Annotated in this window: 16 protein-coding genes; 9 read left to right on the top strand and 7 right to left on the bottom strand. The window is 59.2% G+C overall.

Translation table 11 applies throughout. The features are described 5' to 3' along the window. The first annotated feature begins 58 nt into the window (after positions 1-58). Positions 59-628, top strand: a complete 570-nt coding sequence (locus tag ACTG3T_RS05980) for a phosphoribosyltransferase (protein WP_439101353.1) — start codon at positions 59-61, stop codon at positions 626-628. Here ACTG3T_RS05980 and ACTG3T_RS05975 read toward each other — a convergent pair. From ACTG3T_RS05975 to ACTG3T_RS05960, 4 genes are all read right to left on the bottom strand, one after another. Further along, positions 603-1934: a nucleobase:cation symporter-2 family protein gene (locus ACTG3T_RS05975; RefSeq protein WP_439101352.1), complete on the bottom strand. Its 1332-nt coding sequence runs from the start codon at positions 1932-1934 to the stop codon at positions 603-605. The genes ACTG3T_RS05980 and ACTG3T_RS05975 overlap by 26 nt on opposite strands. A gap of 2 nt (positions 1935-1936) precedes the next feature. Continuing rightward, complete coding sequence (locus ACTG3T_RS05970; RefSeq protein ID WP_439101351.1) at positions 1937-3283, bottom strand: amidohydrolase family protein; 1347 nt, start codon at positions 3281-3283, stop codon at positions 1937-1939. A 65-nt stretch (positions 3284-3348) separates the two neighbouring features. Next, positions 3349-5340, bottom strand: a complete 1992-nt coding sequence (locus ACTG3T_RS05965) for a sodium-translocating pyrophosphatase (RefSeq protein WP_439101350.1) — start codon at positions 5338-5340, stop codon at positions 3349-3351. A 133-nt stretch (positions 5341-5473) separates the two neighbouring features. Beyond that, positions 5474-6412: a fatty acid desaturase family protein gene (locus ACTG3T_RS05960; protein ID WP_439101349.1), complete on the bottom strand. Its 939-nt coding sequence runs from the start codon at positions 6410-6412 to the stop codon at positions 5474-5476. 82 nt (positions 6413-6494) lie between these two features. Here ACTG3T_RS05960 and ACTG3T_RS05955 point away from each other — a divergent pair, with 82 nt between their 5' ends. The 5 genes from ACTG3T_RS05955 (at position 6495) to ACTG3T_RS05935 (ending at position 11665) form a co-directional block, all read left to right on the top strand. Next, on the top strand, positions 6495-7310 hold the full coding sequence (locus tag ACTG3T_RS05955) for a PaaX (protein WP_439101348.1): 816 nt from the start codon (positions 6495-6497) through the stop codon (positions 7308-7310). Between the two features lie 83 nt (positions 7311-7393). Then, positions 7394-8236 carry a glutathione-dependent disulfide-bond oxidoreductase gene (gene yghU, locus ACTG3T_RS05950; RefSeq protein ID WP_439101347.1) on the top strand — a complete coding sequence of 281 codons (843 nt, stop codon included), beginning with the start codon at positions 7394-7396 and terminating at the stop codon, positions 8234-8236. Further along, on the top strand, positions 8233-8847 hold the full coding sequence (locus ACTG3T_RS05945) for an START domain-containing protein (RefSeq protein ID WP_439101346.1): 615 nt from the start codon (positions 8233-8235) through the stop codon (positions 8845-8847). The genes yghU and ACTG3T_RS05945 overlap by 4 nt, the downstream gene beginning before the upstream one ends. An 87-nt stretch (positions 8848-8934) precedes the next feature. Further along, entirely contained in the window at positions 8935-9462 is a 528-nt protein-coding gene (locus ACTG3T_RS05940) for a (2Fe-2S)-binding protein (RefSeq protein ID WP_439101345.1), read from the top strand. After that, the gene (locus ACTG3T_RS05935; RefSeq protein WP_439101344.1) at positions 9455-11665 is read left to right on the top strand and encodes a molybdopterin cofactor-binding domain-containing protein; all 2211 of its coding nucleotides are present in this window, start codon (positions 9455-9457) and stop codon (positions 11663-11665) included. Before ACTG3T_RS05940 ends, ACTG3T_RS05935 begins: the two co-directional genes overlap by 8 nt. A gap of 61 nt (positions 11666-11726) precedes the next feature. Here ACTG3T_RS05935 and ACTG3T_RS05930 read toward each other — a convergent pair whose 3' ends face one another. Both ACTG3T_RS05930 and cysK read right to left on the bottom strand, forming a co-directional pair. Then, complete coding sequence (locus ACTG3T_RS05930) at positions 11727-12428, bottom strand: SIMPL domain-containing protein (protein ID WP_439101343.1); 702 nt, start codon at positions 12426-12428, stop codon at positions 11727-11729. 9 nt (positions 12429-12437) lie between these two features. Beyond that, positions 12438-13508: a cysteine synthase A gene (gene cysK, locus ACTG3T_RS05925; RefSeq protein WP_439101342.1), complete on the bottom strand. Its 1071-nt coding sequence runs from the start codon at positions 13506-13508 to the stop codon at positions 12438-12440. A gap of 92 nt (positions 13509-13600) precedes the next feature. Here cysK and ACTG3T_RS05920 point away from each other — a divergent pair, with 92 nt between their 5' ends. After that, positions 13601-14890 carry a tetratricopeptide repeat protein gene (locus ACTG3T_RS05920; RefSeq protein ID WP_439101341.1) on the top strand — a complete coding sequence of 430 codons (1290 nt, stop codon included), beginning with the start codon at positions 13601-13603 and terminating at the stop codon, positions 14888-14890. On the opposite strand, the gene ACTG3T_RS05915 is transcribed toward ACTG3T_RS05920, so the two are convergent. Beyond that, positions 14887-15843, bottom strand: a complete 957-nt coding sequence (locus ACTG3T_RS05915; protein ID WP_439101340.1) for a GGDEF domain-containing protein — start codon at positions 15841-15843, stop codon at positions 14887-14889. The genes ACTG3T_RS05920 and ACTG3T_RS05915 overlap by 4 nt on opposite strands. Positions 15844-16035: 192 nt before the next feature. Here ACTG3T_RS05915 and ACTG3T_RS05910 point away from each other — a divergent pair, with 192 nt between their 5' ends. Further along, a complete protein-coding gene (locus ACTG3T_RS05910; RefSeq protein ID WP_439101339.1) occupies positions 16036-17031 on the top strand; it encodes a phospholipase D-like domain-containing protein in 996 nt (331 codons plus the stop codon). Next, a partial coding sequence (locus tag ACTG3T_RS05905) for a phospholipase D-like domain-containing protein (protein WP_439101361.1) occupies positions 16956-17206 on the top strand: 251 nt, incomplete at its 3' end. The genes ACTG3T_RS05910 and ACTG3T_RS05905, both read left to right, overlap by 76 nt.

The raw sequence follows: 17206 nt of genomic DNA, 5'->3' as shown, positions 1-17206 counted from the left end.
CCGCCCGGGGTAGTCCCAGTGGTAGTAAACTGACACGCGATCGGAAAAAGAGAAACCCATGTCAGAAAAAGTGTATCTAGCTGCGCAGGAACTTCTCGAAGACTCCTTTCGTCTGGGCGCCGACGTGGTGTCCAGCGGTTTTGAACCAACCATGATGATTGCTATCTGGCGCGGGGGGGCACCGGTAGGCGTTGCGGTGCAGGAGATGCTCGCCTACTGTGGTATCGAGACTGACCACATTGCCATTCGCACTTCCCTGTACAAGCCTGAGATTGATGGCCGCTCGTCAGAGATCCGCATACATGGCATGAACTACCTCATCAAAAAACTGACCCACGAAGACAAGCTGCTCATTGTTGACGACGTGTTTGATACCGGCAGCACCATTGATGCGGTGATTCGTTACATCGAGGAAAAAGCGCGACTGAATACCCCCAGTGATATTCGCGTGGCAGTTCCCTACTTCAAGCCCGCGCGGAATCTCACGGATCGCGTGCCCGATTACTACCTTCATGAAACCGAGCAGTGGTTAAAGTATCCCCACTCCCTGGAGGGCCTGAGCCCGGAAGAGGTGGCTAAAGAGCGACCCGCGCTCTACGAGATTATTCAGCCTTATTTACAAGAGTAGACGTGCGTGAACCGTTAAACAGCAGGTTCAGCGTCACCGAGCTCACCGCGCCCAGGGTGATGGGATTGTTGAGAATGTCCGCGACCGCTTTGGGCAGGGCAGAGAAATAAATGGGGTTGGCGACCACGAGCATCGCCGCACTCAGGCTGATACCCACTGTGAGCACGTTGCCCGTATTCTCAAAGTCCACCCGGCGGAGTGTTTGAATGCCTGTGGCTGCGATTGAGCCGAAGAGCACCAGGCCACAGCCACCGAGCACGGGGCTAGGAATGTTGGCCACCAGCGCCGCAGCCTTGGGCGCGAGGCTCAGTGCTATCAGCATCACGCCGGTGGCGGCTACGACGTAGCGGCTGCGCACACCGGATACGCGAATCACGCCGATGTTCTGGGAGAAAGTCGTAAACGGGAAGGCGTTAAACAGTCCGCCAATGATCGTCCCCAACCCCTCGGCGCGCAGCCCCGCGGCCAGGCGTTTTTCGTCCACCTCCTGCTCGCAAACCTCACCGATGGCCAGGTAGTCCCCCGTGGATTCCACCATGGTCACCAGCATGGTGACGGTCATCGCCGCACAGGCGGCGACGGTGAAGGTGGGTGGCCCGAAAGCGAAGGGCATGGGAATGCTGGCCCAGCTGGCGGTGCTGACGCCGCTAAAGTCAGACATGCCCATAAACGCGCCGGCAACGCCGCCGGCGACCAGTCCCACCAGTATGGACGTGCGCGCCAGAAAGTCGTGACCAAAGCGCATCACCAGCAACACCAGCAGCAGGGTGCCAAGCCCCAGGCTGATTTCGGCCATGCTGGTGTCCTGAGCGCCGAAACCCCGACCACCGCTCAGCCACATCACCGCCACTGGCATAAGGCTGACCCCGATAACGGTGATAACCGTGCCGGTGACCAGCGGCGGAAAGAAGCGCAGGAGCTTGCTCCAGGACCCGGCGAGCGCGAGGCAAACGATGCCGCCGACAATAGTGCCCCCAAACATCGCCGTGAGATCACCATTGGCGCCGATGGCTATCAATGGCGGTATCACAGCGACGGTGGTGCCCTGAACCACGGGCAGGCGCGTGCCGATGGGCAAGCCCGGTATACCGAGACACTGAATCAGCGTGGCGACGCCGCTACCGAACAATCCCGAGGCCAGTAAAAAGGTGGTTTGTTCCTGGGGCCACCCAAGGGCACTGGCAAGCACCAGCGGTGCGATGATGATGCTTGCATAGGCGGCCAGCAGTTGCTGAAACCCCAGGGGCAGGGTCCAGCGCAGGGGGAGCCATTCGTTGACCGGATGGGCGGCGTCGTTATCCTGCACGCTCAGGCTCCGCTTCGCTGGCGCAGATCACCCGCGCGCTCTCGAAGCTCTTTTAGCATCTCGGGAAGATCGAGTCCCTGCAGCACGCCATTCTCTACCAGGACCTGCCCATCGACGATGGTGTGGGCCACATCGTCCGCACGACTGGAATACACCAGGGCGGCCTGGGAATCGTAGCGGGGCGCGCAGTGGGCGTTGTTCAGGTCCACGACAATAATGTCCGCAAGCTGCCCCGCGGCGAGGGTGCCGGCATCATCCAGGTGCATGGCCCGGGCGGCCTCCCGGGTACTCATTTCCAGCATCTCGCTCACCGTGAGTAACTCCGGGTCCAGATTATGGTTCTTGTGGGTGATCGCACCAAACTTCATCTCCTGGAACATATCCAGGGTGTTGTGACTGGCCGGACCATCGGTAGCAAGCCCCACAGTAACGCCTGCGGCCATGAGTTTGCGGATGGGCATAATCCCCGAACAGAGCTTGGCATTACTGATGGGGCAGTGCGCGACTTTTACGTCGTGCGCGGCCATGAGTGCGATGTCATCGTCGTTGAGCGTCGTGCAGTGGGCGGCGGTGAGATGAGGGCCGAGCAAGCCCATGCTGTGCAGCCAGCCCGTGGGCGTTTGCTCATAGTTGTCCGCGACAAACTGATGTTCCTGTAAACCTTCCGACAGATGGGTATGAATTGTCAGCTCGAACTCGGCGGCCACCTCGGCGCAGCGGCGCCAGAGCTTTTCTGTGCAGGAGTAGGCGGCATGGGGCGAGAGGGCAATACGGAGGCGGCCATCGAGGGTGTTGTGGTGGCGCTGGACGATGTCGCCAAAATTATCCAGGGCTTCAAAAGACCAGTCTGCCAGGTCGCCGTAGAGACCGATGTCCGCAAAGCCATAGCCCAGGGTGGCGCGCAGGGGAATGGTCTCCAACGCGTTGATCTCGGGGGTGACCGAGTAAGCATCAAAGTGTTCGTTAAAACTGGTGATGCCGGAGAGCGCCATCTCCGCCAGTCCCGCGAGGCTCGCGAGGCGAAGGGTGTCATGATCAAAGTTTTGTTTGAGCCGCCACATGCTCTGGAGCCATTCAAACAGCTTGGCGTCTTCGTTGAGCCCCCGGAGTAACACGTTAGAGCCAATGTGGGTGTGACAGTTGCTAAAACCGGGCATGACCACCTGGTCCGTGGCATCGATGGTTTTTGCGGCGGTGTAAGGGCCGATTGTCGCGTCGTCGCCCACCGCAACAATACGATTGCCAGAAACGAGAACGGTGCCCCTGGGCACCGTCGTGGAACCCGCCTCACAAGGCTGGGTCATGGTCAGAATTTCGCCGCCGGTTATGGCGAGATCAGCCTCTATCATGGCGGCAAGGTTCCTCTTTTGCAGTGCCCGGGCCGGCTAAGCGGCTGTTATAGCCCAATCGGCTGTTATAGCAGGGGAGCGATCACCAGGCTCACAATTGCCATCACGTTAATCAGGATATTCATGGACGGGCCAGAAGTATCCTTAAAGGGATCACCCACGGTGTCCCCCACCACGCAGGCAGCGTGCGTGGGTGAGCCTTTACCTCCGTGGTTCCCTTTCTCGACGTACTTCTTGGCGTTGTCCCAGGCGCCTCCGGCATTTGCCATCATCAGTGCCATGAGTACGCAGCCTAGCAGCGCACCTCCCAGCATGCCACCCAGAGACGCTGCGCCCAGTCCCATACCCACAACCACGGGTGCGGATACGGCAATGGCGCCGGGAAGAATCATCCGGCGCAGCGCCGCCGTTGTGGCGATATCCACGCAGCGCGCCGTGTCCGGCTCTGCGGTGCCCTCCAGGAGGCCGGGAATCTCATGAAACTGCCGGCGGATCTCGTTGATCATGTCAAAGGCCGCATCACCCACCGCGGTCATGGTGATGGATGCGATGAGAAACGGAATGGTGCCGCCGATAAACAGCCCTACCAGCACCGTAGGATCGGAAAGCTCCAGAGAGAAGCCCGGATTGTTGACCTGCACGGTCTGCACAAAGGCCGCGATAATCGCCAGGGCCGCGAGTGCGGCAGCGCCAATGGCAAAGCCTTTGCCGATGGCGGCGGTGGTGTTGCCCACTTCGTCCAGTCCATCGGTGATCTCGCGGGTGTCTTCGCCCATGCCGGCCATTTCGGCGATGCCCCCGGCGTTATCGGCTACCGGGCCATAGGCATCGATGGCCATGGTGATGCCCACGGTGGACAGCATGCCCACGGCGGCAATACCCACGCCGTAGAGGCCGGAAAGCTCAGTCGATACCCAGATGATTGCCGCCAGGAACAGCACCGGCAGAACGACCGATTCCATGCCCACTGCCAGCCCGCTGATCATCACCGTTGCGGCTCCGGTATCGCCGGCCTTGGCGATTTTGCGCACCGGCGACGATCCCGTGTAGTACTCGGTGATCAGGCCGATGAGCACACCGCCCACGGCGCCTGCGACCACAGACCACCAGATGTTCATGTTCAGACCCATGGCGTCCATCATCAGCCAGGCGATACCGGCAAATACGGCGGGCGCGACGAGCGTACCTGTGCGTAAAGCCGCTTCCGGCGCGGCGCTGGAGCGCACACGGACAATAAGAATGCCCAGCACTGATGCCACCAGTCCGATACTCGCCAGGGCGAGGGGAAGGAACATCATCTCTGCCTGCTTGTCGATGGCCATGGTTGAAGCAATGGCGATACAGGCGATCATGGAACCGCAATAGGATTCGAAGATGTCGGAGCCCATACCCGCAATGTCACCGACGTTGTCACCCACGTTGTCGGCGATTACGCCGGGGTTGCGCGGATCGTCCTCGGGAATGCCTGCCTCGACCTTACCTACCAGGTCCGCACCGACGTCGGCGCTCTTGGTGAAGATGCCGCCCCCGACACGGGAAAACAGTGCAACCACCGAGGCGCCCATGCCAAAGCCGTGAATAGCATGAGCCGTTTCCGGATCTCCGCCAAAGTAGTAGTAAAGGCTGCCGAGTCCGATGAGGCCCAGGGACGCCACACAGAGGCCCATGATGGAACCGCCATAGAAAGCGATCGTTAAAGCCTGCGCCTGACCGTGATTGTGGGCCGCGACCGCGGTGCGCACGTTAGCCTTGGTGGCCGCGAACATACCCAGAAACCCGGCAGTGGCTGAGGACAGCGCGCCCGCGGTGAAGGCGATGGCAGTATCGGTGCCCAGCGGCGATACAAAAATACCCAGCAGCAGTACTGCCGCAAACATCGCCAGCATTTTGTACTCGCGCTGCATAAAGACCATCGCGCCGAGGTGGATCTGGTCGCCAATCTTCTTGACGGTTCCGTCACCGTGATTATGGCGAATCATGATGTGGTAGATGATGAACGCGACGACCAGTCCCGCAGCGCCGAGTATCGGGGGATAGAGCAAGTAGTCAAAAAACACGTTGCGTACTCCTTCTTATTGTTTTGATGCTCCTCCAGTATAGGAAAGAAGATGCCCGAGCGGACAATTGATTCGCCGCTTCAATAGACGCCGGAGGGCGCCAGATCCCGGCGTCGATGGAACAAATGTAACGTCAGGTGGCAGTAGCCGCATTGCGATCAAGGTCAGGCACTGCGCGCTTGATGACATTCCAGTAACCTTCGACGACAGCCTCTGGATAATCCCTGTAAAAGCCGCGGTTTGTGAGCGTCTCATGGAGATTTTCCAGTTGCCAGAGCGGTACGCTGGGCAACAGGTGATGTTCAATATGAAAGTTCACGTTGTTGGGGCAGAGAGTGAGACGCTCCAGCCAGTTGGCGCGGGTAGTACGGGTATTCCCGCGGGGATCCAGCTCGTAAAGCGCGGTGACATTGCCATGCTCGGCCACCTGTCGTATGCGCGCTACGAGGGGGTAGGCAGTGAGGTAGGCCGCGACCCACAGCAGGTAAAGCCAGGGGGCGCCGCAAAGCCAGAGAATGGTGAAGAGCGCCCCATTGGCGATGAGTCCTTGACGCAGAGCGTTATCGCCCTCACCACTGCGCATCATGATGCGGTTGCCGGCACCGCTGAGCAGTCCCGTTAACTGCCTGATCCCCGTTTGCCCCGTGATATCCCGGAGGAGTTTTCGTCGAAAGCTGTCAGCCGCAATGGGATACTTGCGGTAGTTGGGTAAGTCCGGGTCCTGGTCGGTGCCGGCGAAGCGGTGGTGTTCCCGATGGGAGGCGCCGTAGGCATCGCAGTCGCCGAGTACGGGGTAGGCACCCAGCCATTGTCCGAGAGCCTGGTTCAGAAGCTGGTTTTTAAAGAGGGTCTTGTGTCCGGCTTCGTGCATAAGTATGGACAAAGCCAGTTGCCGGCCGCCGAGCAATACAATCGCGAGGACGATGGTCAGCGGATTGGTCCACAGGGCGACCATGGCAAATACCGCCGCAATTCCAAGCCAGCTTTTGAGAATCAGCCATAACCCCATGGCGTCACTGCGGCGTGTATAGCTTTGAATCTCTTCCCGGCTGAGATAGTCCGATGCTTTCATTTTTGCGTCCTCCGGCAACAAAAGTAACACAAAAACAAATAATGCGTAATTTTTTGTTATATATCGGTGCTAAGCTTGTTCCATGTTCGATCCGGCAGAATATACGTGGCCCACACCCAAGCGTCTGGTGCTATCGCTGCTCAGCTCCCCTGATCTTGAGGAGATGGGCGCGCGGGAGTGTATGCAATGGGCGATGCTATTTGATATTGATCCTACGGCCATGCGCGTCGCCCTTGGGCGCCTGGTGAAATCAGGTTTTTTGAAAAGCGTGGCTCGGGGTCGCTACGCTATTGGCGATCGGGGCCGGGTTCTCAGTAAGACAGCGCGCCGTTGGGTGTCCGCAGAACAGCGGGTGGGCCCCTGGAATGGGCGTTGGTTGATGGTGCATACCGCCCACCTCGGGCGTCGCGATCAGGCAGCCGTAAAGCTTCGGGAGAAGGCCCTGCGACTGGAGGGCTTTGCTCAATTGCGCATGGGTCTCTGGTGTCGACCGGCGAACTACCTCGAGGCCCCCGCCGAGACCCGGGAGCGCCTTGGGGAGTTAGGACTTGAAGAGGATGCGATCATCCTGCGTGCAGACGCTTTACTGAGTGATACTGTCGAGCTTGCGGAGCTCTGGCCCCGACGGGCCCTGGAAAAGCGCTACAAAACCCTCACTCAGGCTATGCTGGACAGTATGGCTCGGGGCGGTCCCAACGAAACTGAGCAAAGCCGCCACGCTCTCGCCCGGGAGACTTTCTTGCTCGGCGAGGCGGTTATTCGCCAGGTCAACAGCGACCCGCTATTGCCCGACGCCATGGTGGATGTTGCTGCCCGGCGAAAAATGCACAAAACGATGGTAGCGTATGACGCCTTCGGGCGAGATGCCTGGGCGCGATTTCAGGATCACGCCCCTTAACCTGACGCCATTAAGCAATGAGCCGTTAGACGGCTTTTTCACACTACCGTTTTTGCCAAAGACAATAGGGATACCCCCAAATTATGAGCGATTCGCAATACGAGCCACCCAAAGTTTGGACCTGGGATACCGAAAGTGGCGGCAAGTTCGCCAGCATCAACCGTCCCATTGCGGGAGCCACCCATGACAAGGAGCTGCCCGTGGGCGAGCATCCTTTTCAGCTGTACTCCCTGGCAACACCCAACGGGGTGAAAGTGACCGTAATGCTGGAGGAGCTCCTTCAGTTGGGGATCGCTGAGGCGGAGTACGATGCCTGGCTGATCAATATCCAGGAAGGCGAGCAGTTTGGTAGCGGCTTCGTGGACGTTAATCCCAATTCAAAAATTCCAGCCATGGTGGACCGCAGTGGCGACACGCCCGTACGTCTTTTTGAAAGCGGCGCCATGCTCATGTATCTCGCGGAAAAATTCGATGCGTTTTTGCCCAAGGACCTCGCCTCCCGAGGGGAGTGCTATTCCTGGCTCATGTGGCAGATGGGCAGCGCGCCTTTCCTGGGCGGTGGGTTCGGGCACTTTTACGCCTACGCCCCGGAGAAGTTTGAATACCCCATTAATCGCTATGCCATGGAGGTAAAGCGGCAACTGGATGTGCTGGATCGCAACCTCGCTGATCGCACTTACCTCTGCGGTGATGATTACACCATTGCGGATATCGCGACCTTCCCCTGGTACGGCGCCCTGGCCATGGGCAAGCTCTATGATGCGGCAGAGTTTCTGGATGTCTCCTCCTACAAGCATGTGCTTCGCTGGGCCGAAGAGATCTTCGAACGCCCCGGTGTTGTCCGGGGGCGCTGCGTAAACCGTGCCTGGGGTCCGGAAGAGGAGCAGGTGCTCGAACGCCACAGTGCCGCGGACATTAAACGATGAAGCGGGGGATGACGGTGCTTGTTCGGGGGCTGGCACTGCTCCTCGGTATCGTTTGGGCGGGCACCGTTCTGTCCGCCGAATGGGAGACGCAGTTTGATGAGGGCGGGGTGCGCATAGACACCCGGGACGTGGATAACTCGGCGTATCAGGCCTTTCGTGCCACAGCTAAGGTCGCTGCGCACCCCGAGGCCGTCCTCGCCCGTCTGCAAGATATCGACAGCTACCCCGACTGGTTTCCGGACACCATCGAGGCGCGGCGCGTGCAGACCGGGGACGCCACCTGGATCAACTATGTGCGTACCGACGCACCCTGGCCGGTGAAGGATCGCGATGCCGTTTATACCCAACGTTTGGAGCGCGACGGGGATAATCTCCGCATTGTTGTGGGAGTAGCTCCCGATACGGTACCGGAGTCCAAAGACGCTGTGCGTATTCGCGCCGCTGCGGGGCACTGGGAGCTTGTTGCGAGCGAGGGTGGCACCGCCATTCATTGGGAATTCCATGTGGAGCCCGGCGGTAACATCCCCAGTTCTTTGGTGAATGCCCGAGTTGTCGAGACTCCCAAGGGCGCTCTCCAGTCTCTGAAGGCACATTTTGCTGCTAGAAGCTAAGCTCTCTTCATGGCAGTGAGAGAAACACTCCCGATAACTATACTGTCCCCTCTGGGGACACTTTGAAATGTAAACAAGAGGCACACCATGATCAGTCTGCGCGTGAACGGCGAGCAAAGGGAGCTTGATGTTGATCCCGCCATGCCTTTGCTTTGGGCTCTGCGGGAAAACCTGGCCATGACCGGTACCAAATTTGGTTGCGGCATCGCGCAGTGCGGCGCCTGCACCGTCCATCTAGACGGTCGGGCGATACGAAGCTGCGTGACACCGGTTTCAGCCGCCGAGGGCGCTGATGTGACAACCATCGAGGGCCTCGCTGACCGGGCGCCCGGTGAGGGTTTGCATCCGCTACAGAGTGCCTGGATCGAAAAACAGGTGCCCCAGTGTGGCTACTGCCAGTCCGGACAGCTGATGAGCGCTGCTGCGCTATTGGACGGCAACCCCCATCCTGACGACGCGGCTATTGATGCGGCCATGGGCGGCAATGTCTGTCGTTGCGGCATGTACTCGCGAATCAAAAGCGCTATCAAACTGGCGGCCTCGCAGAGTAATTCCGTGGTGCAGAGCTTTGATCCCAGCGCTGCGGCTGGCACTGAGGAGAAAGCTCATGGGTAAATGGACGAGACGGGCGTTTATCACCACAGGCGTGCTGGCCGGTGGTGCGCTGGCGGTGGGCGTAGCCATTCGACCGGGTCACCGCGCGCCCAAGGTTGCCGGACAGGTCACCGAAGAAGGTGAAGTATTGGTAAGCATGTGGGTCAAGATTGACCCGTCAAACAAAGTTACCCTCATCGCGCCCCACAGTGAAATGGGGCAGGGTGCGCAGAACGCGCTCACCCAGATGCTGGCAGATGAACTTGACGCTCGCTGGGAAGACACCGCCTTTATGGAAGCCCCGGCCATTGACGAATATGCCAACTGGGCATTGGGTAAAGGGTACCTCATCGGCGATGCGGATATTCCCGAGGCTCTGGTACCCACCATTGATGGCGCCATGCTGCAGGTGGCGAAAGCCATGAAGATGCAAATCACCGGCGGTAGTTTGTCGATTCGCACCACCGGTGTTTATGGCGTCCGTGCTGCGGGTGCTGCAGCGCGCGAGCTTTTGATCAATGCCGCGAGCGAGGCCTGGGGCGTTCCCCCCTCTCAACTGGACGCCAAAGACACGCATATTGTCGATACAACAACGGGGAAGCGGGCGCCCTTTGCGGAGTTTGCCCTGGCAGCCTCTCAAACCGCGCCCTCGGCGTCTCCCGTGCTCAAGACGCCGGATCAGTTCCGGATCATGGGCAAAAGCGCACCGCGGCGTGATATCCCCGCAAAAGTCGATGGCACTGCCGTGTTTGGCATCGATGCCCAGGTGTCTGGCATGAAGCACGCCGCGATCATGGCCGCGCCGGTGTTTGGCGCGCAGCTGGTCTCGGTGGATGCCAGCAAAGCGGAGTCCATGGCGGGCGTTTCAAAGATTGTTTCCCTGGAGGATGCGGTGGCCGTAGTGGCCGATGGTTACTGGCAGGCAAGTGAGGCCCTTAAAAATGTCAGGGTCCAGTGGTCCCAAACAGAGCATGATTCGGCGAACAGTGAGTCCCTGTTTCAGCAATTTGAACAGAATCTTGCGGCCGCCATCGACGGTGGCAGCAGCAAGGCTGATGTTGACGATGGGGATGTGGAACAGGCGCTGGCAGGCGCAACTGCCACCCTGGACTCGACCTATCGGGTGCCCTACCTGGCTCATGCCTGCATGGAGCCCATGAACGCCACGGCTCGGGTCACCAATGACAGCTGCGAGGTCTGGATTGGCACGCAGAACCCCCTGGGGTTTCGCTACGAAGTTGCCGATGCTATGGAGATGGATGTGGAGCAGGTGCAGATACACCAGCACCCTATGGGCGGTGGTTTTGGCCGGCGATCCAACTCTGATACCGCCGTGCAGGCCGCCAAAATTGCCAGAGCGGCGGGAGAGCCGGTAAAACTGATCTGGTCGCGCGAAGAAGATGTGCGCCACGATCACTACCGCCCGGCGGTGGCGTCACGGTTCAGAGCCGCGCTGGATGATAACGGCCAGATCACTGGCTGGGAGAATGTGTATCACGAAAAGCACGAGCCTGTAGAGGCGCCCACCATTCCCTACACCGTGGCCGCGCAAAAAATCCATCATGTGGAGAGTCCCACTCACGTGCCTTTTGGTCCCTGGCGCAGCGTTGACCATTCGCAGCACGGGTTCTTCACCGAAGCCTTCTTCGACGAGGTCGCGGTAGCGGCAGGTAAAGATCCCTACGAGTACCGGATGTCCCTGCTCGGCGACAAACCTCGACACCAGAAAGTGCTGCAGACTGCGGCAGAGCAAGCGGGCTGGGGCGAGACATTGCCTAAAGGCAAGGGACGCGGGATTTCCCTGCAGGAATCCTTTGGGTCCCTGGTGGCACAGGTGGTTGATGTGACCGTGAGCAAGGGCAAGGTCAGCGTCGATCGGGTGATAGTCGCGGTGGATGCGGGTTTTGCCGTATCTCCCGATGGCCTTACGGCCCAGATGGAGTCCGGCGTGAACTACGGTCTGACTGCAGCGCTCTACGGCGAAGTCACCATCGAAGACGGTGCCGTAAAGCAGAGTAACTTTCACGACTATCCCATGGTGCGTATGGGTGACTCACCGGTCATTGAAACTCACATTATTAACAGCGGCGAGGCCTGGGGTGGTGCCGGAGAGCCGGGCACGCCGGGTATCGCACCGGCGCTGGTGAATGCGGTGTTTGATGCCACGGGATTGCGGGTAAGAGAGCTTCCGCTGTCGAAGCAGGATTTCAGTGACTTTAGCTGATAGTTGCGCTTCAGCCGGCTACAGCTCGTCACAGCGGTTTTTTTGCAGCTAGCAATAGTGGCTATTCCAGGAAGTAAACGAAGGTACTCACCACCCGGAGGCGTTTTTCGCGGCTGGAGGCGCTGTCGTAGGGATTTCCGCCGGTGCCGCTGATCTGAATAATACCCTGATTGGCGCTTTTGAGCCTCCCGAGGCTGGCACCGGATTCGCGGGCAAACTTTTCGGCCTGGGCGCGGGCATTCTCCGTGGCTGCTTTGAGAAGGGGGGCTTTGGCATCGTTAAACGCGCGCAGGGCGTACTGGGGGCCACTGCCTAGATCCAGCTGCACGCCGGCTGCGATAAGGGGGTCCGTTGCGAGCGCGGCGGCCGCGACGGCCGCAACCCGCTCACTTTTGACGATGACCAGTGCAGAACCGCTGTACCGGGTGGGACTGTTCGACGACGCGTATTCCCGTGAGTAGGCGTCGGTGACCACCATGGGGCGAATTTCCATTTCTGAGCGGGTAAAGCCCAGTCCGTGGAGAAACTCCACAAGCTTGTCACGATCTGCCGCCAGAGTCTTTTGTACTGACTGAAAGCTGTCACCGGCGCGCCGAACGGTGAGCGGCCAGGTTACATAGTCACTGTCTACGCTTTGCTCCGCCAGACCTTTGATGACAATGCTGCGATCGGCCATGCGAAAGCGCTCCAGGCCATTGCCGATAAACACACCTCCCGCGGCGAGTCCCAATGCAATGACGACGGCTATAAGAGTGTTGTTCACAGAGGCTCCCTATTTGATCTGATAACCGGGCGTTGATTGGGAGAGGGCGACTTCTTCGTCGGTCATGGTCTCGGCGATACCCTCAAACAGCGGCGTAGAGAGATAACGCTCGCCGGTGTCCGGGAGCATCACCAGAAACACGGACCCCTCGGGTGCAGTCTCGGCCACCTCCATGGCGATGGCCACCGTAGACCCACCGGAGATCCCCGTAAAAATACCTTCCTCGGCAGCCAGTCGTCGTGACCACGCCATGCCATCAGCGCCGTTAACGGGCAGTAACTCATCGTAAAAGCCCTTGTCGAGACTCTCTTGCAGCACCAGGGGAATAAAATCCGGGGTCCAGCCCTGAATCGGATGGGGTTCAAAAGCGGGGTGGCTGGCCGATGGCGAGCCTTGCTCGTCTCTTTCCTGGGTTTTGCCGGAGGCCACAATGGCGGCGTTCGCCGGTTCGGTGAGTATGATTTTTACGTCGGGGCGTGCCGCGCGAAGCGTTCGCGCAACACCGGTGACGGTTCCTCCAGTGCCATAACCCGTGACCCAGTAATCCAGACGCTTCCCATCGAAGTCTGCAAGGATTTCCCGTCCCGTGGTGTGCTCATGGATGTCCGCATTCGCGGAGGTTTCGAACTGCCGTGCAAAAAACCAGTCGTTGGCCTCGGCGAGTTCCCGGGCCTTGTTGTACATTCCCAGGCCTTTTTCTTCCTTGGGTGTCAGCACGACCTGGGCGCCCAGAAAGCGCATGAGCTTGCGACGCTCCACGGAAAAACTTTCTGCCATGGTGATAACCAGCGGATAGCCCTTGGCCGCACAGACCATGGCCAGCCCGATGCCGGTGTTTCCCGAGGTGGCTTCCACAACGGTCTGTCCGGGCTGTAAGCGCCCCTCACGCTCGGCCGCTTCAATCATATTGGTGGCCAGTCGGTCTTTAACGGAGCCGCCAGGGTTGAAAGCCTCGACCTTGACGTAAACATCGACGTGCCTGGGTGCAATGCGGTTGAGGCGAATGCAGGGGGTGTCGCCTACGGTGTCCAGTACGTTGTCATAGAGGCAACCGCGGCCCTGGGTCTTTCGGATGTCCATCGAGAATATCTCCCTGAGTCTGTAAGCTTTCCATCCTGGCTACCTTGCCGCTGCGGGCGGTAGGTGTTTTTCCGTAGTACGGAGCGAAACAGTTGTTCAGAGCTTACAACAATGGGAGGAACGACGTCCCCCGTGATGGTCGCGGTTGGCGACGACTGCCTCCGCTTCTTGTCCTGGTCTGGGCCAGCTTTGGTGTAGAGGCTCATCTTCCCGAATACTTCGGCCGCAAGTACGTACGGGTCGCCGATGGCCTGGTACCGCCCTCCGTCTCCTGTGAGAGCGGTGATCGTAAGACTCGCGAGAACGCCAACGCTTTAAAGGATCTCCTGGACGATGCCTTACTGGATTCTGGCGCCTACAGCCCTGATCTGGCGGACCCGATTGGCGAGCTCGGTAAACTCTATACGTCTTTGTGTAACCACCCTGCCGCTCTCAAAGCCAATCGCGATGCCCTGCAGATTGTGCGGGTTAACGAAGGCCTTTTAAGTCCCGTGCAGATTCCCTACCTGCGCGCTCTTGCCGATAGCTATGAGGCCATCGGTGACTTCCGTTCAGCGCAGCAAAGCATGCGTTCGATTTTCAGGGTGCACGGTATGGGGCAGGGGGAGCTTAGCGATGCCGCCTTGCGGGACAGCCTTGCTTACTTTGCCCGCGCGCGGGCTATTTTTATTGATCCTCGCTCTCGCGGCGAGCTGAGCCTGTTTTTCGAAGCCTTTAATGACAACGAGGATATGCTGGAAGCCCAGCTCGAGCGCGATGACCTCGACTATGCTGCTCGCGAAGCGTTGTCTCTGAGTCATCTGCGCAATCTGTATCTGCTTCTGGGCACGGACTTTGCGGTAATGCCCAGTATGTCTGCTGATGCCGCGAGTCCCGCCGCGGATTTTATGCAGCGGAGTCAGATGCTGACCTACGGCAAAGGAAGGGTGTTACTGGAAGAACTCATAGAAGAGGCCAGCAGTCAGCCCGTGGCAAGCCGCGCCCGTCTCTATTTGCGCCTGGGAAACTGGCAGCAGTGGAATGCCAAATGGGGGCAGGCCTGCGATAGCTACGCCCGGGCCTGGGAGCTCGCCACGGGGGAGGAGGGCAAGGTGCTTCGCAAGCAGTTGGCGAAACCCGCGGTACTGCCGGAAGATTCGAGCCTGTGGGCGTCTTTGCTGGATCCGGATGTCGCCGTAAAGGCGACTATCGTTGCAGGTTTTCGTGTTTCAGCGCGGGGTGATATCTCCCGCGTGGATGCGGTGGTTGAGGGCGACGGCAGCAGTGGATTAGCGGGTCGCGTTGCCCGCTGGTTGCGGGACTCCCATGCACGTCCCGCCCTGGTGCATGGGGCCTGCGCTGATGGTGAGCTCCGCGGGCGACGCTACCGGCTGTTGGATTAGCGCCGAGCGAGTGTTTGATTGCCGCCGGCGGTGATCGCTGCGCTCAGGGCGCTTTCACCGCGGTTCAGCCACGCATCGAAGCTCTCATTATCCCGAAAGGGCGTCAGTCCCACCGTGAAGCCTGGCGATTTTTTGCCGGCGTTGTTCAGAGATAAGCGGCGGATGTTTCGCCGGATACGGTCAGCCACTGCGGTGGCGATAAACTCATTGGCGTCGTTGATCAAAATAGCAAAGCGGTGTTCATCGGTGCGCGCGAGGGTGTCTGACTGACGAATGCAGCCGCGCACCCGCTCGGTAACGGAACGCAACAGCCTGTCTTTGTCAGCGCCGTGATCCAACGCCTTGAGCTCATCGATGGTCCACACTAGAAGCCACAGCTCACCACCGCGGCGTTGCTGCTGGTTTATTTGTTCATGGGCATGTTCAGCGAGAAGCAGACGATTGGGTATGCCCGTGAGTGCGTCATAGGTGTTGCGGTATTGCTGCTCCTGCGTATGGTACAAAAGCGCAAGCTGAGCGGTTATACCCGTGCCCAGGTTCTCCAGCAGTCGCCTGGCAAATTGCAGCTGCGAATGGGAAAAAGGCCGTGCCTTGAGAAGATCGAGGGTGCCGAAGGCTTCATCGTCTGGCCATCGCAGTGCCGTGCCGCAATAGGCGCGATAGCCTTTGCGTCGCTCGCTGCATGCGTCCCATCGTGCATCCGTATCGGCATCCGCTATGGTGACCGTGCCACGCAACTGCAAAGCTTCTTCGCTGTACTGATGAACGTTTCGGTGTTCACGGTGCCCGATGGTAAACCGGCCACCGGCCCCTGGTGCTGCCGCAACAATTTCCGTGCTCGTGGGGTAGGCGACCCGCAACAGGCTTTGTTCCGCCGCGGTGCTTTCTACCAGCAGTTCCACCGTGGACTGCCAGTTCTCAATCTGAACACTATCGGGTCTTGGGTAAAGCATCGTTGCCTTTGAGAAAACGCGTCGGTCTCAAATCCAGCTTAGTGCATTCGGCGATCCACGGCGATACTCTGTGACTACCTTTATCAAGGCGAGGTTTCGCCCCGTGGCAATATTTCCACTGGCCAGCTTACAGGACTCGATAGGTGCGATTTAAATACAGTACCGCTGTGATTCGATTGCCGGGCTACAATTATGTGCCTTAGCGTTCCCAAAGCCGTGATGAATTTGTGGCGACCGGTAGTGATCGCCGTCACTGTTGCGGGTCTGCAAGCCTGCTCCTCTCTTTCCTCTTTACCGCCGGCGCCGAGCCCCAGCGAGTTTGCGAGCGCGCCGGCAGTGGCCCCTCCCTGGGCCGAGCTGGAAGCGCTGCGCAGCGACAACTGGAACATTCTGCTCAACGATGGTGTTACGGCGCTGGACTGGCGCCTCACCGCTATCGAGTCTGCGACGCAAAGCCTCGATCTCCAGACCTTCCTTTGGTCGCTGGATCGCGTGGGCTCTGCCATGCTCAATCATTTGTTGGCGGCGGCGGATCGGGGTGTACGGGTGAGGCTTCTGGTGGATGACTCCTTCCTGCTGGGCGAAGACGATTTGCTCGTAGCTCTTGCAGATCATCCGAATATTTCCTATCGGGTTTTTAATCCTTACCAGCGGCGCCAGGACAGTTTTGTAACGCGGGAGCTCATGAACCTGGGTGACTTTGATCGCCGGAACCATCGCATGCACAACAAGGTGATGCTGGTGGACAATCGCGTTGCCATCGTGGGTGGGCGCAACCTGGCAGACGAATACTTTGGGCTCCATGAGAAAGCGAATTTTCGCGACATGGAGCTGCTCGTCGGGGGGAGCATAGTGCCCCGGCTCAGCGAGGTGTTTGACGACTACTGGAATGATCTCTGGTCCGTGCCCATCGAGGAGCTCGCTTACATTGCTCCTGACTACCAGCGTCTTGCGGAGACAGTGGAGAATGCACCGGTACAGCTGGCTCGGGAATTGATCAGGGTTTTTGAGAGCGCAGAGGAGGAGGTTATCGTGATCTCCGCTTATCTGATCCCCTCGCCCGGGTTGGAGGCCGTGGTGGAGCGGGCAGTGCGCCGCGGCGTGCGCATCGCATCCTCACCAACTCTATTCGCTCAAACAATCACATCACGGCGCACAGCGCCTACCGGAATCACATCGGCGAACTGATGGAGGATGGCGCAGAGCTTCATGAAGTCCGCGTGGATGCGAAGCATCGACCCCGGTACATGTTGTCACCTGCGGATGAGAAGGCCCTTGCGCTGCATGCAAAAGTGTTGGTGATCGATGGCGACCGTGTATTCGTGGGCAGCCCGAATCTGGATCCGCGCTCCATGAGAATCAA

The organism is Congregibacter sp., from assembly GCF_965660375.1.
In the GTDB taxonomy this organism is placed as follows: Bacteria; Pseudomonadota; Gammaproteobacteria; order Pseudomonadales; family Halieaceae; genus Congregibacter.
This window is presented reverse-complemented; position numbering and strand designations above follow the sequence as displayed.